General features: G+C 63.1%; 18 protein-coding genes. 8 read left to right on the forward strand and 10 right to left on the reverse strand.

Translation table 11 applies throughout. The features are described 5' to 3' along the window. Positions 1-712: 712 nt before the first annotated feature. The 9 genes from CSQ85_RS06805 to rpmH form a co-directional block, all read right to left on the reverse strand. Entirely contained in the window at positions 713-1,834 is a 1,122-nt protein-coding gene (locus CSQ85_RS06805; protein ID WP_150383429.1) for an NAD(P)/FAD-dependent oxidoreductase, read from the reverse strand. A 254-nt stretch (positions 1,835-2,088) separates the two neighbouring features. Then, positions 2,089-3,651: a ParB/RepB/Spo0J family partition protein gene (locus CSQ85_RS06810; RefSeq protein ID WP_150383430.1), complete on the reverse strand. Its 1,563-nt coding sequence runs from the start codon at positions 3,649-3,651 to the stop codon at positions 2,089-2,091. 1 nt (position 3,652) lies between these two features. Further along, positions 3,653-4,597 carry a ParA family protein gene (locus CSQ85_RS06815; protein WP_150383485.1) on the reverse strand — a complete coding sequence of 315 codons (945 nt, stop codon included), beginning with the start codon at positions 4,595-4,597 and terminating at the stop codon, positions 3,653-3,655. Between the two features lie 313 nt (positions 4,598-4,910). Continuing rightward, on the reverse strand, positions 4,911-5,579 hold the full coding sequence (gene rsmG, locus CSQ85_RS06820) for a 16S rRNA (guanine(527)-N(7))-methyltransferase RsmG (protein ID WP_150383486.1): 669 nt from the start codon (positions 5,577-5,579) through the stop codon (positions 4,911-4,913). Between the two features lie 130 nt (positions 5,580-5,709). After that, positions 5,710-6,243 carry a Jag family protein gene (locus CSQ85_RS06825; RefSeq protein WP_150383431.1) on the reverse strand — a complete coding sequence of 178 codons (534 nt, stop codon included), beginning with the start codon at positions 6,241-6,243 and terminating at the stop codon, positions 5,710-5,712. A gap of 204 nt (positions 6,244-6,447) precedes the next feature. Further along, positions 6,448-7,455, reverse strand: coding sequence for a membrane protein insertase YidC (yidC, locus tag CSQ85_RS06830; protein WP_190972942.1), 1,008 nt, complete (start codon positions 7,453-7,455; stop codon positions 6,448-6,450). After that, positions 7,455-7,754, reverse strand: coding sequence for a membrane protein insertion efficiency factor YidD (gene yidD / locus CSQ85_RS06835; RefSeq protein WP_150383487.1), 300 nt, complete (start codon positions 7,752-7,754; stop codon positions 7,455-7,457). The genes yidC and yidD overlap by 1 nt, the downstream gene beginning before the upstream one ends. A gap of 25 nt (positions 7,755-7,779) precedes the next feature. Further along, positions 7,780-8,217, reverse strand: a complete 438-nt coding sequence (gene rnpA / locus CSQ85_RS06840) for a ribonuclease P protein component (RefSeq protein ID WP_150383433.1) — start codon at positions 8,215-8,217, stop codon at positions 7,780-7,782. 26 nt (positions 8,218-8,243) lie between these two features. Then, positions 8,244-8,378: a 50S ribosomal protein L34 gene (gene rpmH, locus CSQ85_RS06845; protein WP_003827866.1), complete on the reverse strand. Its 135-nt coding sequence runs from the start codon at positions 8,376-8,378 to the stop codon at positions 8,244-8,246. 335 nt (positions 8,379-8,713) lie between these two features. On the opposite strand from rpmH, the gene dnaA reads away from it, so the two are divergent. From dnaA to CSQ85_RS06880, 7 genes are all read left to right on the forward strand, one after another. Continuing rightward, positions 8,714-10,309: a chromosomal replication initiator protein DnaA gene (gene dnaA, locus CSQ85_RS06850; RefSeq protein ID WP_150383434.1), complete on the forward strand. Its 1,596-nt coding sequence runs from the start codon at positions 8,714-8,716 to the stop codon at positions 10,307-10,309. A 725-nt stretch (positions 10,310-11,034) separates the two neighbouring features. Then, a complete protein-coding gene (gene dnaN, locus CSQ85_RS06855) occupies positions 11,035-12,159 on the forward strand; it encodes a DNA polymerase III subunit beta (RefSeq protein ID WP_107042528.1) in 1,125 nt (374 codons plus the stop codon). Between the two features lie 157 nt (positions 12,160-12,316). Then, positions 12,317-13,558, forward strand: coding sequence for a DNA replication/repair protein RecF (recF, locus tag CSQ85_RS06860; protein WP_150383435.1), 1,242 nt, complete (start codon positions 12,317-12,319; stop codon positions 13,556-13,558). After that, positions 13,555-14,028 (forward strand): DciA family protein, encoded by a 474-nt coding sequence (locus CSQ85_RS06865; RefSeq protein WP_150383436.1) that lies wholly within the window; start codon positions 13,555-13,557, stop codon positions 14,026-14,028. The genes recF and CSQ85_RS06865 overlap by 4 nt, the downstream gene beginning before the upstream one ends. Positions 14,029-14,289: 261 nt before the next feature. Continuing rightward, complete coding sequence (gene gyrB / locus CSQ85_RS06870; protein ID WP_395956534.1) at positions 14,290-16,329, forward strand: DNA topoisomerase (ATP-hydrolyzing) subunit B; 2,040 nt, start codon at positions 14,290-14,292, stop codon at positions 16,327-16,329. 154 nt (positions 16,330-16,483) lie between these two features. Further along, on the forward strand, positions 16,484-19,186 hold the full coding sequence (gene gyrA / locus CSQ85_RS06875; RefSeq protein ID WP_190972934.1) for a DNA gyrase subunit A: 2,703 nt from the start codon (positions 16,484-16,486) through the stop codon (positions 19,184-19,186). A 296-nt stretch (positions 19,187-19,482) separates the two neighbouring features. After that, on the forward strand, positions 19,483-19,950 hold the full coding sequence (locus CSQ85_RS06880) for a DUF3566 domain-containing protein (protein WP_395956536.1): 468 nt from the start codon (positions 19,483-19,485) through the stop codon (positions 19,948-19,950). A 1,109-nt stretch (positions 19,951-21,059) separates the two neighbouring features. Here the strand turns inward: CSQ85_RS06880 and CSQ85_RS13055 are convergent. Next, positions 21,060-21,197 carry a hypothetical protein gene (locus CSQ85_RS13055; RefSeq protein ID WP_190972935.1) on the reverse strand — a complete coding sequence of 46 codons (138 nt, stop codon included), beginning with the start codon at positions 21,195-21,197 and terminating at the stop codon, positions 21,060-21,062. Between the two features lie 85 nt (positions 21,198-21,282). Between CSQ85_RS13055 and CSQ85_RS06885 the strand changes: the two genes are divergently transcribed. Continuing rightward, the gene (locus tag CSQ85_RS06885) at positions 21,283-22,209 is read left to right on the forward strand and encodes a carbohydrate ABC transporter permease (RefSeq protein WP_190972936.1); all 927 of its coding nucleotides are present in this window, start codon (positions 21,283-21,285) and stop codon (positions 22,207-22,209) included. The last annotated feature ends 31 nt before the right edge of the window (positions 22,210-22,240 follow it).

Raw genomic sequence — 22,240 nt, forward strand, 5'->3', positions numbered from 1 at the left:
GGTATTCACAAAAGACATCCGAAGGAACGTACATTAAGTCCTACCTGGCGTACGTTTCCCCGGATGGATATGAAAAAAGGCCCGGTCAAACGTACGCCCATTCCGCTTACTTCAGTGTTCGCACCCCCGGGGCCGGGGGAACGTACACTACATCCTGCCCAGAGTACGTTTCCCCGGGTATTCACAAAAGACATCCGAAGGAACGTACATTAAGTCCTACCTGGCGTACGTTTCCCCGGATGGATATGAAAAAGCCCGGTCAAACGTACGTTCGCACGTTTATTTCAGTGTTCGAAAACCACGGGGGCCTTCATCGTATACGTGTGGGAATCACGAACCGACCATAGGCGCACACCCATATGACACCGACGACACCTGCCGCACGCATATTCAACACTTGGCCGGTATCGTGTATCAGAAATTCGTTTACTCCATTCTCGGCTCCCCTTGTCAGGACGTTGCCGTGAAGCAAACAGCGGAGCTGTTTGTAGGCAACGTGCGAGCCGACAGGCGAGCCAATAGAACACGCGCGCAGCGCATCCATAATTGCGGGCCGTTGCCGTGAAGCAAACAGCGGAGCCGTTTGTAGGCAACGTGCGAGCCAACACAGCAGCACACGCGCAGCGCATCCATAATTGCAGAACGAGCTGGCCCGCGAAGCGAGTCTGAGAGGTAGTCAATTCATCAACGAAATTACGACGCAGGACCCTAGTCACTCGGCGAGATACGCCTGCGCGTCGAGCGCGGCGCGGCAGCCCATGCCGGCTGCGCTGATCGCCTGACGGTAAATACGATCCACGCAGTCGCCGGCGGCGAACACGCCCGGACGCGACGTGCGCGTGCCGGCGCCGTCAACGAGCACGTAGCCGTCCTCGTCCTTGGCGACCAGATCACCAAGGAAGCCGGTGGCGGGCGTGTGACCAATCGCCACGAACACGGCCTTCGTGTCCAACGTGCCGGTCTCGCCGGTCACGGTATTGCGGATGTCGATGCGTGACACGTTGCCGACGGCCGCGGCAGGTGCCGCAGACGGAATGGACAGGCCGCCGCCGAGCGAGATCTTCGACTCCCCCACCACCGCACCGGCAGCACCACCGAGCGTGATACCACTCGCCGGCTTATTGAGCGAAAGCTGCAACCCAGCCGGCTTGGCAGCCGGAGCCTCGCCATGGATCGCCGTGACGACCGTATCGGTCAGCAGCGTGAGCTTCTCGTTGGCGCGCGCGCGTTCGACCATGATCGCGGACGCGCGGAACTCGTTGCGGCGATGGATCAGCGTGACGGACGAGCCGAAGCGCGTCAGATACAGCGCCTCCTCGAACGCGGAATCGCCGCCGCCGACCACGACGATCGGCTTGTTGCGGAAGAAGAATCCGTCGCACGTCGCGCAGTACGAGACGCCGTGACCGGAGTATTCGACCTCGCCCGGTACACCGAGTTTGCGATACGACGAACCCGTGGTGATGATCACCGCACGCGCATCCAGCTCATCGCCAGTGTCCAGCGTCAGGTGATAGATCGGCTTGCCGTCCTGTTCGCCGGATGCGGCGTCCGACTCCCCTGCGGCGACCTCGACGATCGACTCGACATCGGCGTGCTCGAATTCGGTGCCGAACTTCTCTGCCTGGGCCTTCATCGCGTCCATCAACTCCGGACCCATGATCCCGTCCGGGAAACCAGGGAAGTTCTCCACCTCGGTCGTATTGACCAGCTGGCCGCCGGGCGTCAACGCACCGGTCACCACCAGCGGCTGCAATCCCGCACGAGACAGGTAGATCGCCGCCGTGTATCCGGCAGGCCCCGAACCAACAATCACCACATTACGCAAAGTCATGCCACCCACCCTATCAAACCAACCGCCCGCCTCACTCACAGCGCAATACGAATTCCCTATAGTCGGTTGTGCGCATTGTTCTTCGTTTGTTTTCAGCTCCTGCGGCGACCAAGCGAGTATAGATCTTTTCTATTCCAACAGGACCGGACAGGATGGCGCGACGCAATATGCGAGTCGATCAGCCTAGACATGGCCCCCTCTGAGAGGGGGCCGTCACACCAAAACATACTGTCTGAGGACAAGAGACTTGGGACTTAGACCCACTTACCGTCCGTAGAGGAGGCGGTGTCAGGAGATGCGGAAGCGTCGGAAGGAGAACCGCTTTCGCCGGGCATGAGGAGGGCGAGGATACGGTCCATGTCTTCGGGCGAGGAGAAGACGATTTCGATGCGGCCATGCTTCGGCGTGCCCTTGATCGAGACCTTCGTGTCGAAATGGTTCTCCAGGTTCGTCTGGATCGGCGATCCGGCCCACGGGTTGTTCTTGTTCGCCTTCGGCTTCTTCGGCTCCTTGCTCTCAAGGTTCGCCAGCGCGACGATCTCCTCGGTGCTGCGCACGGAGAGCCCCTCCGCGATGATGCGGTTCGCGAGCTTGTCCATCGCGGCGGTGTCGTTGAGTCCGAGCAGCGCGCGGGCGTGGCCTGCGGTGAGGATCCCGGCGGCGACCTTCTTCTGTACGGCGCCCGGCAGGTTGAGCAGTCGCAGCGTGTTGGCGATCTGGGGGCGAGACTTCGACACCGACTTGGACAGCTGCGCCTGCGTGAGACCGAATTCGTCGATCATCTGCTGGTAGGCGGCGGCCTCTTCGAGCGGGTTGAGCGCGACGCGATGCAGGTTCTCAAGGAGGGCGTCGCGAAGCATATCGTCGTCAGAGGTCGTCTTGACGATCGCCGGAATCGTCTCGAGACCGGCCAGCTGAGAGGCGCGCCAACGACGCTCACCCATGATGAGCTCGTAGTCGCTGTCGAGGTGTCCATCGAACTGATTGAGCGGCTTGCGGTCGGCCTGCTGCTTGCGGGCCTCCGCGATCTGCGCGGCCGGGCGCCTCCGCACGACGATCGGCTGCAGAATGCCGACCTCCTTGATGGAGGCCGCCAACTCGTTGAGGTCATCCTCATCGAACACGGTACGCGGCTGATGCGCGTTCGGTCCGATGTCGGTGAGCTTCAGCTCGGCGAGGTATCCGCCCTCGACCGGCTTGAGCTGCTGCTCCTCGGACTCCGATTCACCATCAGACTTGCCGTCCTTTGTCTTCTCATCCGCGACCGTGGAACGTGTTTCACGTGAAACATCGCTTGCGGCGTCGTGTTTCACGGAGTCGTCGCCCTGAACACCGGCGACGGTCGTGCCAGCGGTGACGCTTGCCCCGCCGTTCACGGTGTCGTTGAAGAACATGTCGCTCGGATGGGCGATGTCGCCCAGCGCAGGCATCGTGGCGCGCTTCGACTTGCCGGAACCCTTCTTCGGGGACTGAGTGGACTGAGTATCAGCCGACATGGAACCGGACTTCGATTCGGCTGCAGCCGCACCCGCCGACTCCGACGCATCGGACGATTTCGCCGCGGCACCCGCCCCGGCGACGGACGACGAAATCGGCGGCACGGAGACACGGGCGCGCGACGTGACCACCTCGGCCTTCGGCTTCGGCTCGAGCGCCTTGCCTTCAGTCGTCTTGGCTGCGGCCTCCTCCTGATCCTGTCGACTCATCTTCTCATTGAGGAACCGATGTGTTTCACGTGAAACAACCGACTGTTCCTCACCCGGCAGATCGGGGAACAGTGCGCCCAGCCCCTTGCCGAGACGTGATTTCGCTGCCATATCAGGCCTCCTTCATTCGGGCTTCGATGGCGTCCAACACGGACGGGGAACGACGCGCGATCTCCAGCGCGGCTTCGGCATAGGAGATGGCACCCATGCCGTGCGGATCGTACGCGATGACGCTCTTGCCGAAGCTCGGCGCCTCGGAGATCTTCACGGTACGCGGGATCGTGGTGTCGAGCACGATGGATGGGTAGTGCTTCTTGACCTCGTCGAACACCTCGCGGCTGAGCAGAGTGCGGCGATCGAACATCGTCACCAGCATCGTCGACACCGTCAGGCTCGGGTTGAAATGGCTCTGCACCAGACCGATCGTGTTGATGAGCTGACCGAGGCCCTCGAGCGCGTAGTACTCAGCCTGGATCGGAATGAGCATCTCGTGCACCGCGCACATCGCGTTGATGACGAGCAGACCGAGGCTCGGCGGGCAATCGATGAACACGTAATCGTAGTGCACCTCGGAAGCCTCAAGGTAGGCGTCGATCGCCTCCTTGAGCAGCGTGTTCCTGTTCGGCAGGTCCGCGACCTCGAGTTCGGCGCCGCTCAAGTCGATCGAAGCGGGCACGACATCCAGCGTCTCGAAGTCGGGGCACTGATGCTTGACCTCAGCGAGCTTCAGGCGGCCTTCGATCACGTCGTACACGGAGGGCTCCCCCGACGCGTGACGCACACCGAGTGCGGTCGACGCGTTGCCCTGAGGATCCATGTCGATGACCAGCACCTGCGCACCGCTCTTCGCGAGTGCCGCGGCGACGTTCACCGTGGATGTCGTCTTGCCGACACCGCCCTTCTGGTTGGCGACGGCGATCAGTCGCGTCTTCGACGGCTTGGGGTACGTGATCTTCTGCAGGCGCGCGTACCGGCTGGACTCCTGTGCGATTTCCGCGCCGACCGGGGAGCTTCCCTCACCGAAGATGCGCTGCAATGTCTGTTCAGCGGACTCCATCGGATTCCGTTCCTCAGCCATGACTCCTCCTTGACACATTAAACTCGCTCCAGTCTCTCTAGCCGCATGGACACGACGGACCGGAATCTCGACTTATCCACAAAAATGTGGATAACTGTGGATAACTTTGACTACCGCGCTGTGGATAGTGCGATGATCACCCTCACGAACCCAATAATCACAATACCTCCCGCAAATCCGACCGTTCCCCGCGAATTGTGGATAACTTTTCCAACGACTTCGAATTGTGGATAAGTGACCGGCGTTTCACACCCGCAAGCGAGCACGTCAACCCCGGTGCCGACCAACCCGACTACCGCTTATCCACCAGCACGACGTGCGTCGGTTCGAGACCGGGACCGACCTGCGCTTCGACCACGCGCGGGTTCACTCCGTGACGCTTGGCGATCTCCTTGGCCGCCTTGTCGATCTCCGCCTGCGCGGAGCGTCCCTTGAGGGCGACCAGCCTCCCCTGCGGTTTGAGCAGCGGCAGCGTCCATCCGGACAGCTTGGTCATCGGCGCCACCGCACGGCAGGTGACCACGGCGAACGGATGCAGATCACGGCGCTTGCGCATCGCGGCGATGACCTCCTCGGAACGGGCGCGTTCGATGCGCACGTTCTCAAGTCCCATCTCATCGACGCACTCGGCAAGCCAGGCGACTCGGCGTTCCATCGGCTCGATCAGCGTGAACTCGTGATCGGGCAGGCACGCGGCCGCGACCAGTCCCGGGAATCCGCCGCCGCTGCCGACATCGGCCACCGTCTTGAACTTCGCACCTTCCGTGGCCTCGCGCACATACGGCACGATCGCCGCGGAATTGAGGATGTGACGCTCCCAGATGATGTCGACATCACGCGGACCGATCAGACCGCGGGGCTCCCCCTCCTCGGCAAGTTTCACGTGAAACACTCGCAACGGCGCAAGAGCGTCGCCGAGCACCTCTTCGAGTATCGGCGAGCCATCAAGCTGATCGGTCATCATTCTCCCCTGTGTCAAGTCTCCCATGCATCACGCGCACTTCATGCATACGACATATGCCGTGCGACATGCGTTGTCCCGCACGCAACAGCGACAGGGCCCCTCACAAGAAAGGCCCTGTCAGAAAACGTCACTCCTCGTCCGCGTCCTCGATATCGTCGTCGGCGTCGGCGTTCGCGCGCAGATAGACGGTGACGTAGCGATGCGGCTCCTCGCCATGCGAACGGGAACGCAGTCCCTCCTCGCGCACGACGTCGTGGACGACCTTGCGCTCGAACGAGTTCATCGGCTTCAGGTCGACCGGCTCGCCGGTGTCCTTCACCTCGTCGATCGCGTCCAGCGCGATGTCATGCAGACGCTGGCGCTTGCGCTTGAGGAAGCCGTCGACGTCCACGATCAGACGGGAACGCTCGCCGGTTTTCTGCTGCACGGCCAAGCGGGTGAGCTGCTGCAGCGCATCGACGACCTCACCGTTGCGTCCGATGAGATGCTTGATGTCGGTGTCGTCGTCGGCGACGATCTGCACCATCGGACGGCCGTTGCGCACGCCCATCTCGATGTCACCTTCGTAGTCGGCGATGTCCAGCAGTCCTTCAAGGTAGTCGGCGGCGATATCGGCCTCATCATTGAGCTGGTCCACCGTCTTATCGTCATCCTGGGCCATAGTGTTCTCCTTCATGCAAGGGTGTTGGTTTCAAGTCTAAACCCACGACCCCGTTTCCCTACGTTGTGAAACGGGAGGTCGTGCGGCCGGTGTTTCACGTGAAACACGTCCTCGCCTCGGTTGGCGATCTCACATCTCGTGGAACGTCCCGGTGGAATGTTCCACGTGAAACACCGGCCTCACTTACTCATGTGCTATTTACTGCTACTTCTTCTTGTTGCGCTTGCGCTGCGGCTGCTGACGCTGGTAGCCCTGGGACTCCCTGCGGTCGGCATCCTCCTTGGCCTTCTGCAGCTCCTCCTCCTCGAGGGACATCTGACCGGACTTGGCGCGGCGCTCGTTTTCCTTCTTGTGGTCGCGGATCTCCTTGGCGTCCGCGGCGGGCGATCCCGGAGTCGGGAACGCGTACATCTGCCAGAACGTGCGCAGCAGGTTGCAGACGTTGTTCGTCAGCCAGTAAACCAGCACGGCGAACGGCATGGTCGCACCGGAGAAGACGTACATCAGCGGGAAGATCCACAGCATCGTCTTCTGCATCGTCGCGGCCTGACCGGTCATCGTGGCCGGGTTCATGTTCTTCTTCATGTTGATCCACTGCATGAAGACCATGCAGGCGATCATCAACACGACGAAGATGCCGATGAACACCTTGCCGGTGATGTCGGCCGTGCCGAAGACGTCGGTCACGCTCACGAGACCGAACACCTTGGACTGCGCGAACTCCTTGGCGGTGACCACGTCGAACGCACCCAGCGCGGCGCGCTTGCCGCGGGCGATGAACGGGATCGCGGACAGCGTGTAGAACATGCACATGAACACAGGGCCCTGCACCAGCAACGGCAGGCACGAACCGGCGGGGTTCGCGTCGTTGTCCTGATAGAGCTTCATCATCTCACGGCTCATGGCCTCCTTGCTGGCCTGATCCGTCTTGCCCTTGTACTTGTTCTGGATGCGCATCATCTTCGGCTGCAGGGCCTGCATCTTGCGCATCGACTTCATCTGCTTGTAGTAGATGGGGAAGATGCACGCATGCACGACGAGCACCAGGAAGATGATCGACAGCACCCACGAGACACCGACGCGCGGCATGAACAGCGAGAAGAACTCGTGGAAGATGTTCATGATCTGCGTCATGAGCCATTCGATCGGGGTCAGCAGCTTGTACAGCCAACCCCAGAAGCCCGAGTCCAGAAGGAATTGATCTTGATTAATCATCGTACGGAATCCTTAATGTCGTCATCCGGCAGCGGCGTCAACCGCGGTTCCTCGTGGGCCTTCGACCACTTGAACCGGTAGAACACCGAGAACCGACGCGGTACGTCGTCGATGCCTCCCCTGCTCCACGGCCGGCAGCGCAACAGGCGCAGCACGGCGAGCAGTCCCCCACGGCACGCGCCGAACCGTTCGATCGCCTGAATGGCGTAGTTCGAGCAGCTCGGGTAATACCGACAGCAGGGTACGGCGCGGTGCGCCGAAAAGTGACGCTGATACCAGCGCACCCCCCGCACCATGAACTCGCCGACGCCCATCAGCAGGTCATCGACCTTGCGCGGACGCATCGGCGTGATCGCCGACGCCGCCGACCGTGACCGTACCGGTCACACCGGTCACACCGGTCTTGCGGGCCCTGTCCGCAACCTTGGCGAACCCCGACGCCACCTGCTCGTCCAACGACTGGAACGAGGCATGCGCCGCGGACGGTTTCGCACGCAGGACGATGTCGCACCCCTCGGGGAGACGATCCTCGTATCGCGCGGCCAATACGCGGAAACGGCGTTTGACCGCATTGCGGGTGACGGCGTGTCCGACCGATTTGGATACGGCAAGCCCCACCCGCCGGCTCTCCGGAGCCACAAACCGTCCCGTATACGAATCGTCGCGCACCAGATAGTGCACGACGATGTCGTTGCGGGATACTTTGCTGCGGCGTTTGAGCACGGCGACGAATTCGCTGTGGCTTTTCAGCCGTTCCACTTGCGTTGCTGCCGTCGACTCGGAAATCAGGCGGACAGGCTCTTGCGGCCCTTGGCGCGGCGACGGTTGATCAGGGCGCGGCCGGAACGGGTACGCATGCGAACACGGAAGCCGTGCTTCATGTGACGACGACGGTTGTTGGGCTGGAAGGTCCTCTTCATAATTGCTCCTAGGTCTTTAGGCCACGCTTACGCGCGGCTCTCACGTGAGTCAAGCTATACCAAACTACCCTCACCCCTCCCCCAACGTCAACACAGGGGCATTTCATTCACAATTCGTTTGGCGTCCACAGGGCGTTCATGGACGGGAGGACGCAAGGAAACGTTGCAATGGCGCCGTTTGCCGACGACGCCCGCTGCGAAAGTTATCCACAAATTACACGGATGTTATTCACAATCCAGTAATTGCAACACGCAAGCCTGTGGATAACTCCCACCGTATGAGTAACAATAGGGTCCGCACTTTATTCGTTTCGAGCGGGACAGGAGGAGCAGATATGGCCGCGCAGTCGAACGACCCCGTCGCCCATGCCAACAGCATCTGGTCCGACACGCTGTCCCTGCTCAAGCGGGACAAGTCCCTCTCCCCGCGTGATCGCGGCTGGTTCGAGGGCGTGTACCCGGAGGCGATCTTCGGCACGACGATCGTGCTGTGCGTCGAGAACATCGGCACCCGCCAGGCGCTGGAGAACGAGCTCAACCGCCCGCTGCTCAACGCGCTGCACATGGTGACCGGCGAGGAGATGACACCCGCGTTCAAGATCGCGCCGCAGAAGCCGAAGACCAAGGCGCCGAAGCCGTCCGCCCTGAAGATCGCCCGATCGACCCGTCCCCGCCAATCCGCGGGTCCGGACCGTGCGCCGACCGTGTCGGATCTGTCGAACGAGCCGTTCGGCGCGTCCGCACCGGTGCCGAACGTGCCGTCCGCGTCGAACGGCATGCCGTCGGACATCCAGTCGGCGATGACGCCGGTGCAGCCGCAGGCCGCTCCCCCGGCGTCGCACGACTACCCGCTCAGGCGCAACAAGGTCGCGCGCGATCCGGAGACACACCTCAACACGAACGCGACGTTCGACACGTTCGTGCCCGGCGACTCCAACCGTTTCGCCCGCACGGTGGCGCTCGCCGTGGCCGAAGGGTCCGGCCGCGACTACAACCCGCTGTGTATCTACGGCGGCTCCGGCCTGGGCAAGACCCACCTGCTCAATGCGATCGGCAACTACGCGCTCGTCAAGGACCCGACCCTGAAGGTCCGCTACGTCAACTCCGAGGAGTTCACCAACGAGTTCATCGAGGCGCTGCAGAACCCGAAGCAGTCGCAGGGCCAGATCGCCGAGTTCAACCGGCGATACCGCGAGGTCGACGTCCTGCTCATCGACGACATCCAGTTCCTCGGCGGCAAGGAAGCCACCCTGGAGCAGTTCTTCCACACGTTCAACGCGCTGCATCAGGCGAACAAGCGCATCGTCATCGCCTCCGATGTGCCGCCGAAGAACCTCAAGGGTTTCGAGGCGCGCCTGATCTCGCGCTTCGACTCCGGTCTGACCGTCGACGTCAAGCCGCCGGACCTCGAGACCCGCATCGCCATCCTGCGCATGATGGCCTCGATGAACCACAGCAACATCCCCAACGATGTGCTGGATCTCATCGCGGAACGCTTCACCGAGAACATCCGCGAGCTGGAGGGCGCGCTGACCCGCGTCACCGCGGTCGCGTCGCTGAGCAACCAGCCGGTCACGCGCGCGATGGCCGAGCAGACGCTGCAGGATTTCTTCACCAGCGACGTGGAGATCAAGCCCACCGACATCATCAGCCAGGTGGCGCGCTACTTCCATCTCACGTTCGAGGACATCACCGGCAAGTCGCGCATGAAGACCATCGCGATCGCGCGCCAGGTGGCGATGTACCTCACGCGCGAGATGACCAGCATGAGCCTCGTCGACATCGGCAAGGTGTTCGGCGGCAAGGACCACACCACGGTGATGCACGCCTGCGAACGCATCAGCAACGAGATGCAGGAGCGGCAGGACGTCTACAACTACGTGATGGAGCTGACGGTCCGCCTCAAGCAGCGCAACACCGACCTCAAGTAGGGTGTTGAATTCATTCTGATGGGTTGACTACCCCTCAGACCCGCTTCGCGGGCCAGCTCCCCTGACAAGGGGAGCCGAGAATCTGACGACCCCACTTTGCCGCCCGATGGTGGGCGGCCGCGTGGCCGATCCACGCCCGTTCGGCGTCCTCGTTCGTCCAGCAGGATCGTTTGTGGCGAACGTTTTTCCTGTCTTTTTCGCACGCCTCGGAAAAATCGCCGTTTTCGTTCGTCATACGCGATTCTGACAGCCGGATCGCCCCCGCGACACTCCGGTCGGGCGACGAATTTCGGGAAAAGTTATCCACATGGTTATTCACAATTGTGGGTAACCTCGGTGGAGAACTGGTGGATTACCCCGCTTGCCAGTGTGGATAAACAGTGGGTAACATGGCCTCGAATGTGGATGGCCCACAACGAAGCCGACGCCTGTGGATAAGTCACCTAGTTATCCACATCAATCGGCATAAGTTATCCACAAAAGTGGGACTGCGGAAAAACCAATCGCCGCAACGGGCGTGCCCCACTTTTCCACACTATCCACAGCCCTTATTATGACGACTACTTACGTTCTCTTCCTCTCGTCATCATTCCCTGCCCCACTTTTGCGCGAGCGAAGCGAGCCGGAAAAGTGGGGCACGCGAACGCCGCTAGAATGAATTCCAGCTATCAGCATCGATCCGCACGCGACGGAACGCGTACGACGAAACGACGAAAGAGGCACCCATGAAGGTAGAAATCAACTCCGCCGCGCTTGCCGACGCGGTCGCCTGGACGACGCGCGTCATTGACGCCCGCCCCTCGAACCCGATTCTGGCCGGCGTCAAGCTCGAGGCCATCGATGGAACGCTGCAGCTTTCGGCGTTCAACTACGAGATCTCGGCCCGTCACCACATCGAGGCCGGAGTCGACGAGCCGGGAGCGGTGCTCGTGCTGGGCAAGCTCCTCGCCGACATCACCAAGTCGCTGCCCGCGGAGAAGACCTATCTCGCCACGAACGAGTCGACGATGACGATCACGTCGGGCAAGTCGACGTTCACCCTGCAACTGATGCCGGAGTCGGAGTACCCGGATCTTCCCGGAATTCCGCCGAAACTGGGTCAGGTCGACGCGCCGACCTTCGTGCAGTCCGTCGCCCAGGCGTGCGTCGCGGTCTCCCGCGAGGAGAATCGCCCGGTGCTCACCGGCGTGCGCATGCAGTTCGACGGCGACAAGGTGATCATGACCTCGACCGACCGATTCCGCCTCTCCCGCGCCAGCTTCACCTGGACCCCGCAGGACGCGGAGGTCAACGCGACGACCCTGGTGCGCGGTTCGCTGCTGCGCGATGTGGCCCGTTCGCTCGACGAGCATCAGAACGTCGTGCTCGATTTCGACACGGAAAGCCCGTCGTTGCTTGGTTTTGAGAACGCCGGACGCACGTCGACCTCGCAGCTGATCGACGGCGAGTTCCCGGCGGTCGACCGACTCTTCGCCGACGAATACCCGATTCAGGCCGTGATCGACAAGAACCTGCTGATCGGCGCGATCAAGCGCGTGGCGCTTGTCGCCGAGCGCAACGCCCCGATCCGCATGGCGTTCTCCGGCCAGGAACTGACCCTGTCCGCCGGCGCGGTCGACGAGGCGCAGGCCATCGAGACGCTCGACATCGACATGGACGGCGATGAGATCACCGTCGCGTTCAACCCGAGCTACCTGATCGAGGGCCTGTCCGCGATCACCGAGCCGTTCATCCGCATGAAGATGACGACCGCCGTCAAGCCGGTCGAGTTCAACGGCCAGCAGGAGGCCGATTCGGACGAGTCGATGGACTACCGCTACCTGCTCGTGCCGATGCGCTTCAACAGCTGAAAACCGAAGAAAACCCGTTTTTCCCCTTGACTTTCGCAGTTGTTTCGCAAGTTTTCGCAAAATGCGAAAGTCGAGGGAAAACATGAAAACCGCATAAACCTCACACCCCGCACAAACCACGCCAACCGAATATCCGCTCAAAGGACCTGATCTTCCCGTGTACATCTCCCGCCTCGCACTCGACCACTACCGCTCCTGGGAGTCGCTTGTGGTCGACCTCGCCCCCGGCGTGAACGTGCTGCACGGCGAGAACGGACTCGGCAAGACCAACATCGTCGAGGCGATCGAGGTGCTCTCCACCGGCTCCAGCCACCGCACCTCCTCGTCGCTGCCGCTCGTCGAGCGGGGCGAGTCCAAGGCCACAATCCGCGCCAACGTCGTCGATCGGGACACGGACGCGGCCACCACGTACGAGGCGACGATCACGACGCGCGGCGCGAACCGGGCCCGCATCAACTCCGGAGCCTCGCGCTACCTGCGCGACATCGTCGGCCTCGTCCCTTCGGTCTCGTTCACGCCGGACGACCAGCGGCTCGTCTCCGGCGAGCCCGCGGCCCGGCGCACGTTCCTCGACCAGGCCGGCGCGCTGCTCGTGCCCCGATACGCAGACATGGTCCAGCAGCTCACGCGCATCGGACGCCAGCGCGCCGCGCTGCTCAAGCAGCTGGGCCAGCGCGAGGGGTCGTTCGACGCGGCCCTGAGCGGGCTGGAGATCTGGACCGGCCAGTTCATCGAGGCCGGAGTCGCCCTGACCCGCGTGCGTGCGCGCGTCATCGACCGCCTCGCCGGTCCGTTCGCCGCGATCTACGCGCGGCTCGCGTCCGGCAAGGGCGCGGCGTCGCTCGCCTACGCGCCGTCGTTCGAGGAGGTGGCCGCGGCCGACGCCGCGGCCGGCGACAGCGCAGGTGACGCCGCCGACCCCCGACCGGCGATCTCGGCGCACTTCCAGCGCCTGTACGCCGGGGAGGTGGCCCGCGGGATCAACCTGATCGGCCCGCAGCGCGACGACCTCGCCGTCACGCTCGACGGCGTGCCCGCGCGCGAGTTCGCATCGAACGGCGAGATGTGGACGATGGCGCTGGCGCTGAAGATGGCATTGTTCGAGGCCGTCACCGCCGATCGCGGCGTGAAGCCGATCGTCATCCTCGACGATGTGTTCGCGCAGCTGGACGAGTCGCGTCGCGCGCAGATCCTCGACTTCGCGGGATCGCAGGACCAAGTGCTCATCACCACGGCCGCCGCGGGCGACATCCCCGGCGGGCTTGGCGGGGACGGTGCGGAAGTCGGCATCGGCGACGATGCGGGCGACGCGCAAGAGGGCAAGCCGAACATCATCGACGTCGCGTCGCTGCTGCGGCAATCGGAGGAAGGCGACACCGACGGAGAGGGCGCGCGATGACCCCGCCTATCGCACGCACCCTCAAGCTCGACCCGCGCGAACTGCCCGCGAAGGTGTTCGAGGGCTACGCGAAACGCGAGAGCATGCGCAAACAGCGCGCCGAACGCGCCGAGAAAGCGTGGGAGAGCTTCGGCCAGCCCGGACGCGACCCGGCCAGACTCGACGGCGTCGCGGCGATCCTCGCGAAGAACGGCAACTGGATCCCGCATCTGAAGATCTCCCAGCTCAACAACCACTGGGATCAGGTCGTCGGCACCGTCAACGCGATGCATTCGCACGTCGTCTCGTTCAAGGACGGCGTGCTCACCATCGGCACGGACTCGCCGGTCTGGGCCACGCAGCTGACCTACCTCATCCCGCAGCTCGGCGAGACGATCCGTCGCCGGCTCGAGGGCCTTGACGTGCGCGACATCCGCGTGGTCGGGCCGACCGCCGGATACACCCGCCGCTGGGTGCGCAACAGGAAGTAGGGGTGTAGGGGCCTGCGGGCCGAGGCGAAGGGCATCTCGGAAAGCATATATATGCCCATATATGGCGCTCGTCGTGAAAGACGAGTAGAATCACATGCAGTATGGTCAAAACGCTCCAAGACCCCGTAGAACGCGATTTTGGGGCATGGACCCGCGAAACAACCCTTCGCGTGAAGTGAAATTGCAGGAGGAAGCCCTGTGGCGGATTCGTTGGACAAAGCCGAGAGCAAGGAAGAGCAGCTCAAGGCCGCGGACGAACACATCAACAACACCGAATTGCAGGAAGGCGAGCTCGACGAGTCGATGACCCCCGAGCACTACGACGCATCCGATCTGAAGGTGCTCGAAGGCCTTGAGGCGGTGCGCATCCGCCCGGGCATGTACATCGGCTCGACGGGCCCGCGAGGCCTGCATCACCTCGTGTACGAGATCGTCGACAACTCGGTCGACGAGGCGCTGGCCGGCTACGCCAGCCACATCGAGGTGTCGATCCTGCCGGACAACGGCATCCGCGTCGTCGACGACGGCCGAGGCATCCCGGTTGACGAGGTGCCGGGCGAGGGCCTCTCCGGCGTCGAGACGGTCATGACCAAGCTGCACGCCGGCGGCAAGTTCGGCGGCGGCGGATACGCGGTCTCCGGCGGTCTGCACGGCGTGGGCATCTCCGTGGTCAACGCGCTCTCCACGCGCGTCGACATCGAGGTGCGTCGTCAGGGATTCCACTGGACGCAGACCTACATCGACCAGCACCCCACCGCGCGTCTCGCCAAAGGCGAGCCGATGGCCGAGGGCGAGTCGACCGGCACGTCCGTCACGTTCTGGGCGGACCCGGCGATCTTCGAGACGACGGTCTACGACTTCGAGACCCTGCGCGCCCGCTTCCAGCAGATGGCGTTCCTCAACAAGGGCCTCAAGATCACGTTGACGGACCTGCGTCAGGTCGACGAGGCCGGCGACGAGGTCGCGAGCGACGGCGACAACCCGCTCGAGGAGACGCATCAGACCGTCACCTACCAGTACATGAACGGCATCCAGGACTACGTCGAGTACCTCGTGAAATCGCGCAAGTCCACGCCGGTCGAGGACGAGGTCATCAACTTCGACGCCGAGGACCTGAAGCTCGGCATCTCCGCCGAGATCGCGATGCAGTGGACCACCGCCTACTCCGAGTCGGTGCACACGTTCGCGAACACGATCTCCACCACCGAGGGCGGCACACACGAGGAGGGCTTCCGCGCGGCGCTGACGACCCTCGTCAACCGCTACGCGCGCGAAAAGAACATCCTCAAGGACAAGGACGAGAACCTCTCCGGCGACGACGTGCGCGAGGGACTCACGGCCGTGGTGTCCGTCAAGCTCACCACCCCGCAGTTCGAGGGCCAGACGAAGACCAAGCTCGGCAACTCCGAGGCGAAGACCTTCGTGCAGCGCGTGATGACCGACAAGCTCGGCGACTGGTTCGACGCGCATCCGAGCGAGTCGAAGAACATCATCCAGAAGGCGATCGAGGCGTCCCGCGCCCGCATCGCCGCGAAGAAGGCGCGCGAGAACACGCGCCGCAAGTCGATCTTCGAGTCGGCCGGCATGCCGGACAAGCTCAAGGACTGCCAGTCCAGCAACCCGGAGGAGTGCGAGCTGTTCATCGTCGAGGGTGATTCGGCAGGCGGCTCCGCCATCCAGGGCCGCAACCCGATCACGCAGGCGATCCTGCCGCTAAGAGGCAAGATCCTCAACACCGAGCGCGCCAGCCTCGACCGCATGATGAAGTCCGACACCATCGAATCGCTGATCACCGCGGTCGGCGGCGGCTACGGCGAGGACTTCGACCTGTCGAAGGTGCGCTACCACAAGGTCATCATCATGGCCGATGCCGATGTGGACGGCGCGCACATCGCCACGCTGAACCTCACGCTGTTCTTCCGCTACATGCGACCGATGATCACCGCCGGATACGTGTACGTGGCCATGCCGCCGCTGTACCGCATCAAGTGGACCAAGGGCGCGCACGACTTCGTGTACACCGACTCCGAGCGCGACCGCGTGCTCTCCGAGGGCCGTCAGAAGGGCCGCCAGCTGCCCAAGGGCGAAGGCATCCAGCGCTACAAGGGTCTGGGCGAGATGAGCTACCAGGAGCTGTGGGAGACGACCATGGACCCGGAGCACCGCGTGTTGAAGCAGGTGCAGATCGAGGACGCGGCCGCGGCCGACGAGACGTTCTCAATGCTCATGGGCGACGAGGTCGAGCCGCGTCGACTGTTCATCCAGCGCAACGCGCGCAATGTCGCCTGGATCGACGCGTAGCGGATCAGGAACCTCCCTCTGATGAGGGAGGTGGCACCGCGGAGCGGTGACGGAGGGAGAGACCGCGTTCTCTCCCCCAGTCAGCTTCGCTGACAGCCCCCTCATCAGAGGGGGCTATGAGTGGCTTACGACTTGAACGACTAAAGGAACGACAGTGGCAGACGACAATACCAATGACGACGGCCAGATCAACGATCAGCCCACGGGCGAAGGCTCGATGGAGCCGTTGAGCCCGCAGGAGGCCGACAACACCGACTACGGCCTCATGACCGGCGAACGCATCCAGAAGCGCGACCTCCAGCAGGAGATGCGTGACTCCTACCTCGCGTACGCGATGAGCGTGATCGTCGACCGCGCCCTGCCGGACGTGCGCGACGGCATGAAGCCGGTGCACCGCCGCGTGATCTACGCGATGTACGACGGCGGCTACCGACCCGACCGCGGCTACAACAAGTGCTCCCGCGTCGTCGGCGATGTGATGGGCAAGTACCACCCGCACGGCGACTACGCGATCTACGACACCCTCGTGCGCATGGCCCAGTCGTGGTCGATGCGCTACATGCTCGTCGACGGCCAGGGCAACTTCGGCTCCCCCGGCGACGACCCGGCCGCCGCCATGCGTTACACCGAGTGCCGCATGGCACCGCTGTCGATGGAGATGGTGCGCGACATCGACAAGGACACCGTCGACTTCGTGCCCAACTACGACGGCAAGACGCAGGAGCCGACCGTGCTGCCCTCGCGCTTCCCGAACCTGCTGGTCAACGGCTCGTCCGGCATCGCCGTGGGCATGGCGACCAACATCCCGCCGCACAACCTGCGCGAGGTCGCCGACGGCGTCCACTGGGCGCTTGAGCACCCGGACGCGAGCCGCGAGGAGCTGCTCGAGGCGCTGATCGCCCGCATCAAGGGACCGGACTTCCCCACCGGAGCGACGATCCTCGGCCACAAGGGCATCGAGCAGGCGTACCGCACCGGCCGCGGCCTCATCACGATGCGCGCCGTCGTCAACACCGAGGAGATCAAGGGGCGCATGTGCCTCGTGGTCACCGAGCTGCCGTATCAGGTCAACCCGGACCGTCTCGTCGTCTCGATCCGCGAGGCCGTGCGCGACGGCAAGATCCAGGGCATCGCCGACATGCGCGACGAGACCTCCGGCCGCACCGGCCAGCGCCTCGTGCTCGTGCTCAAGCGCGACGCCGTGCCGAAGGTCGTGCTCAACAACCTGTACAAGCACTCCCAGCTGCAGCAGACGTTCGGCGCGAACATGCTCGCCCTCGTCAACGGCGTGCCGCGCACCCTCTCGCTCGACGCGTTCGTGCGCCACTGGGTTGCCCACCAGCTCGACGTGATCGCCCGCCGCACCGCGTACTTGAAGCGCGAGGCCGAGGAGCGCGACCACATCCTGCAGGGCCTGCTGAAGGCGCTCGACGCCATCGAGGAGGTCATCCGCCTCATCCGCTCCAGCCAGGGCCGTGAGGACGCGCGTCCGAAGCTCATGGAGTTCCTCGACATCGATCAGGTGCAGGCCGACGCGATCCTGTCCATGCAGCTGGTGCGACTGGCCAACATGGAGGCCCAGAAGATCATCGACGAGCACAACGAGCTGCAGCGCAGGATCGCCGACTACGCCGACATCCTCGCCAAGCCCGAGCGCCAGCGTACGATCGTCGGCGACGAGCTCGACGAGATCGTCGCGAAGTACGGCGACGACCGTCGCACGCGCATCCTGCCGTTCTCCGGCGAGATGACCGACGAGGACCTGATCCCCGAGGAGAACGTGGTCGTCACGGTCACGCACTCCGGCTTCATCAAGCGCACCAAGGCCGACGAATACCGCGCCCAGCACCGCGGCGGCAAGGGCATCAAGGGCGCCAAGCTGCGCGAGGACGACGTGGTTGACCACTTCTTCCTCACGTCCACGCACAACTGGCTGCTGTTCTTCACCAACAAGGGCCGCGTGTACCGCATCAAGGCGTACGAGCTGCCTGAGGGGTCGCGCGACTCCAAGGGCCAGCATGTGGCGAACCTGCTGCAGTTCGGCCCGGACGAGACCATCCAGGCCGTGCTGTCCATCCCGAACTACGAGGTGACCAAGTACCTGGTGCTCGCCACCCGCTCCGGCAAGGTCAAGAAGACCGCGCTCGCCGAATACGATTCGCCGCGTCAGGGCGGACTCATCGCGATTCGCCTGATGGGCGGTGAAACCGGCGAGAACGGCGGGAACGCCGACGAGGTGATCGGCGCAGCGCTGTGCAACGCCGAGGACGACATCATCCTCGTCTCCAAGCAGGGCATGAGCCTCAAGTTCGAGGCGAACGACGAGCAGCTGCGCCCGATGGGCCGCCAGACCGCCGGCGTGCAGGGCATGAAGTTCCGCGACGGCGACGAGCTGCTTGCGATGGACGTCGTCTGGGGCGACACCGACAAGGACCTGCTGGTCGTCACGAACGAGGGCTTCGCCAAGCGTTCCGCGATCTCCGAATACCGTCTCCAGGGCCGCAACGGCCTCGGCATCAAGGCCGTGCAGCTGGCCGAGGGCCGCGGTTCGCTGGTCGGCGCGCTCGTTGTGTCCGAGGACGATCAGGTGATGGCGATCATGAAGTCCGGCAAGGTGATCCGCTCCGACGTGGCCGAGGTCAAGCGCACCGGCCGCAACACCCAGGGCGTCACGCTGGCCAAGCCCGACAAGGGCGACGAGATCATCTCGATCGCGCTGAACGCGGAGAAGGACGAGGATGCGGCCTCGGGCGATGACGAGTCCGTTGCCGAGTCCGTGGCTGAGTCTGTTGCCGAGTCCACGGTCGCGCAGGGCGACCAGACGGAGAATGTGAACAACCCGGCGGAAGGCGAGTAATCGTCTGCGAACATTGCTAGTCTCGGCTACAGATTTTCATCTCATGCCAACGACCAGCGGAATCGTGAAGGAGCATTATGAGCGACAACCGTGAAGAGCAGGGCGCCGTGCCCGAGGTGGCGCTGCCGGAGCGTCCCGAATCCGGAGCGACGACCGCGATCCCGACGGGTGAGCAGCCGGTCGCCGGCGTCGCGTCCGGTGAACCGTCGGACGCCGGACAGCCCGGGGTCGTCTCCCCTGCCGGACAGTCCGCCGGACAGCCCGTTGGCCAGCCCGCCGGCGAGGGGCACCCGCGTGTGGCGCGTTCCGTGTCCAACAAGCCGATCGTCGGCGAGGCCGGTCGCAGCGCCGAATCGGCCTCCGGCGCCCCGGTCCGCCCGGCCGTGCGCCGCGGCACCCCGCGCGCCCGCCGCATGAACCTGTCGCTCACGCGCCTGAACGTGTGGAGCGTCGCCAAGGTGTCGTTCATGATGGGCGTCGCCGGCGCGATCATCCAGATCGTCGCCGCCACGCTCGTGTGGCTGTTGCTGAGCGCGGTCGGCGTGTTCGGCCACGTCGCCAGCATCGTCTCCTCCACCGGCCTCGCGACAGACAACTTCAACCTGGACAGCGTCCTGTCATTGCCCACCGTATTGTCCGTCGTCACGATCCTCGCGATCGTCGGCATCGTCCTGTGGACGCTGTTGTGCACGATCCTCGCGGCGATCTACAACGTCGTCAGCTCCCTCGTCGGCGGCATCCACGTCACTCTCGGCGACGACTGACCGGTTGGTACGGGCCGGTTTGGTACTGATCGGTTGGTACCAACGGTGATCGGCCGGTACTGACTGGTTGGTAGTGACCGGTTGGTACCAACGGTGGTCGGCAGGTACGGGCCGGGTTGTACTGACTGGCCGGTACGGACCGGTTGGTGCAAACCGGTGATCGGCCGGTGACACGGGCGGCTGGTTTCCAGTCCGATCCCATCCCATCACCCTTCGAAAGGCTCCCTCAGGGGAGCCTTTCCCGTATCCGGGGTGGCTTGTGGAGTACTCAGGGTGGCCATTGTACGTTCCTTGTGACCGTTGAGGGCGGGATGGCCGCGTCGAGGACGTACGTTCCACGTGGGTATGGACGTCAATACCACCGGGAGCGTACGTTTCCCCGTCGTCAGCGTACGTTTGACCGGGTTATCATTCGTGCCATCCGACAGAACGTACTCTAAGCCTCGGTAAGAGTACGTTTCGCCGGATGGACGACGAAAAGACCCCGCTGAACGTACGCTGAGCCACCGGCAGCGTACGTCCAATGGGGTACGCGATTTCATCCACCTGTGTACACAGATTTATCTCTGTTTCTGTACTTGATGTACACGATTTTGTATGAATTCATGTACATGTTGTACGTGAATTCATACAAATGTCGGTGATACCCACCTGACCGGTGGGCCCGTGTGGTGGTGTCGGTGGTGGGGCCGTGTACGTTCCCTGTGGGATACACCCTGGTCCTCTGATGTAGGTTCCTCTGGAGTACCCGTGGTGGCCGGTGTGCGTTGCCTATGGGTGCTCATGGTGTCGGTGGTGGGGGCCGTGTACGTTCCCTGTGGGTATTGGCGGCCGATGAGGATGCGTAGCTCCTAGTCCACGAGTTTGTCGTACGTTCCCTGTGGGTATGGCGGCCGGTGCCACCGGGAACGTACGTTCCCCCATCGTCAGCGTACGTTTGACCGGGTCATTATTCGTGCCATCCGGTAGAACGTACGCTCATGCTCGGTAAGGGTACGTTTTGCCGGATGGGCGTCGAGAAAACCCCGTTGAGCGTACGCTGAGCCGCCGGCAGCGTACGCTCAACGGGGTTCCGTTCACACTGCTCGAGTTCAACGCCGACGGCACGATCAAGCCGGTGGTGCCGGACGATGTGTGGTATCGGCGTCCGTTGGATTGGTGATCGGTAAATCGCCGTTTTTCAGGTAGTAAACAATCTCAGTAAATTCGTTACCAAAAAGATATGAATGCGGTGTGTAACCGGTCACAAGAGTGCTATAGTGCATACTGTGACCGGTTACAGTGCCGGTTGTTCTTATGGAGGAACAGCTCTTTCAAAGGAGAGGAGTCGATATGGCTTCAGCGCAGGCCTCGGCTGCGGCGGTGCGTTCCACTGCGGTGCGGGAGAATGGGCATAAGCCTGATTGGCGTGGTTGGAAGTTCATGTGGCCGTTCGCGGTGGTGTTCGTGTTCGTGTTCATCATCCCGATCGTGTACGCGGTCTACATCAGTTTCTTCAAGAAGCAGATGATCGGTGGCACGAGGTTCGTGGGGGTGGAGAACTACGCGCGTCTGTTGCAGGACGGCCAGTTCTGGAGCTCGGTTGGTCGTGTGGCGTTGTTCACGTGTGTGCAGGTGCCGATCATGTTGTTCCTGTCGGCGTTGATGGCGTTGGCGTTGGATTCGATGAAGCTGCATGGCACGAAGTTCTTCCGTATCTCGACGTTCCTGCCGTACGCGGTGCCGGCGGTGGTGTCCACGTTGATCTGGGGTTTCGTGTATGGCGCGAAGTACGGTCTGGTGGGTTCGCTGAACGGTGTGCTGGGCACGGATCTGGACATGTTCGCGCCGTCGGTGTTGTTGGCGTCGATCGGCAACATCGTGACGTGGGAGTTCACGGGCTACAACATGCTGATCTTCTACAGCTCGCTGTCCACGATCCCCCACTCCCTGTATGAGGCGGCGTCGATCGACGGCGCGTCGGAGTGGAAGATCGTGAAGAGCATCAAGCTGCCGGAGTTGAAGGGCAGTCTGGCGATCACGGTGATCTTCAGCATTATCGGCTCGTTCCAGCTGTTCAATGAGCCGAGCATTTTGCAGAACATGGTGCCGGGCAACGCGATCACGACGTATTACACGCCGAACATGTACGCGTACAACCTGAGCTTCTCCGGCAACCAGTCGAACTACGCGGCGGCTTTGGCGATCACGATGGCGGTGATCACGATGGCGATCGCGTACGCGGTGCAGCTCAACAGCCTCAAGGAGCAGATGAAGTGATGGCGCGTCGTATGGTCCCGGTTTCGATGAT

It is taken from the genome of Bifidobacterium rousetti (genome assembly GCF_008698235.1).
GTDB classification, from domain to species: Bacteria; Actinomycetota; Actinomycetes; order Actinomycetales; family Bifidobacteriaceae; genus Bifidobacterium; species Bifidobacterium rousetti.

What these genes read in the sequence shown, in the direction of transcription:
- CSQ85_RS06810 (WP_150383430.1), bottom strand. Translation starts at nt 3,651, where the DNA reads ATGGCAGCGAAATCACGTCTCGGCAAGGGGCTGGGCGCACTGTTCCCC.
- CSQ85_RS06815 (WP_150383485.1), bottom strand. Translation starts at nt 4,597, where the DNA reads ATGGAGTCCGCTGAACAGACATTGCAGCGCATCTTCGGTGAGGGAAGC.
- CSQ85_RS06865 (WP_150383436.1), top strand. Translation starts at nt 13,555, where the DNA reads ATGACCCCGCCTATCGCACGCACCCTCAAGCTCGACCCGCGCGAACTG.
- dnaA (WP_150383434.1), top strand. Translation starts at nt 8,714, where the DNA reads ATGGCCGCGCAGTCGAACGACCCCGTCGCCCATGCCAACAGCATCTGG.
- rsmG (WP_150383486.1), bottom strand. Translation starts at nt 5,579, where the DNA reads ATGACCGATCAGCTTGATGGCTCGCCGATACTCGAAGAGGTGCTCGGC.
- CSQ85_RS06805 (WP_150383429.1), bottom strand. Translation starts at nt 1,834, where the DNA reads ATGACTTTGCGTAATGTGGTGATTGTTGGTTCGGGGCCTGCCGGATAC.
- rpmH (WP_003827866.1), bottom strand. Translation starts at nt 8,378, where the DNA reads ATGAAGAGGACCTTCCAGCCCAACAACCGTCGTCGTCACATGAAGCAC.
- yidD (WP_150383487.1), bottom strand. Translation starts at nt 7,754, where the DNA reads ATGGTGCGGGGGGTGCGCTGGTATCAGCGTCACTTTTCGGCGCACCGC.
- dnaN (WP_107042528.1), top strand. Translation starts at nt 11,035, where the DNA reads ATGAAGGTAGAAATCAACTCCGCCGCGCTTGCCGACGCGGTCGCCTGG.
- CSQ85_RS06825 (WP_150383431.1), bottom strand. Translation starts at nt 6,243, where the DNA reads ATGGCCCAGGATGACGATAAGACGGTGGACCAGCTCAATGATGAGGCC.
- CSQ85_RS06885 (WP_190972936.1), top strand. Translation starts at nt 21,283, where the DNA reads ATGGCTTCAGCGCAGGCCTCGGCTGCGGCGGTGCGTTCCACTGCGGTG.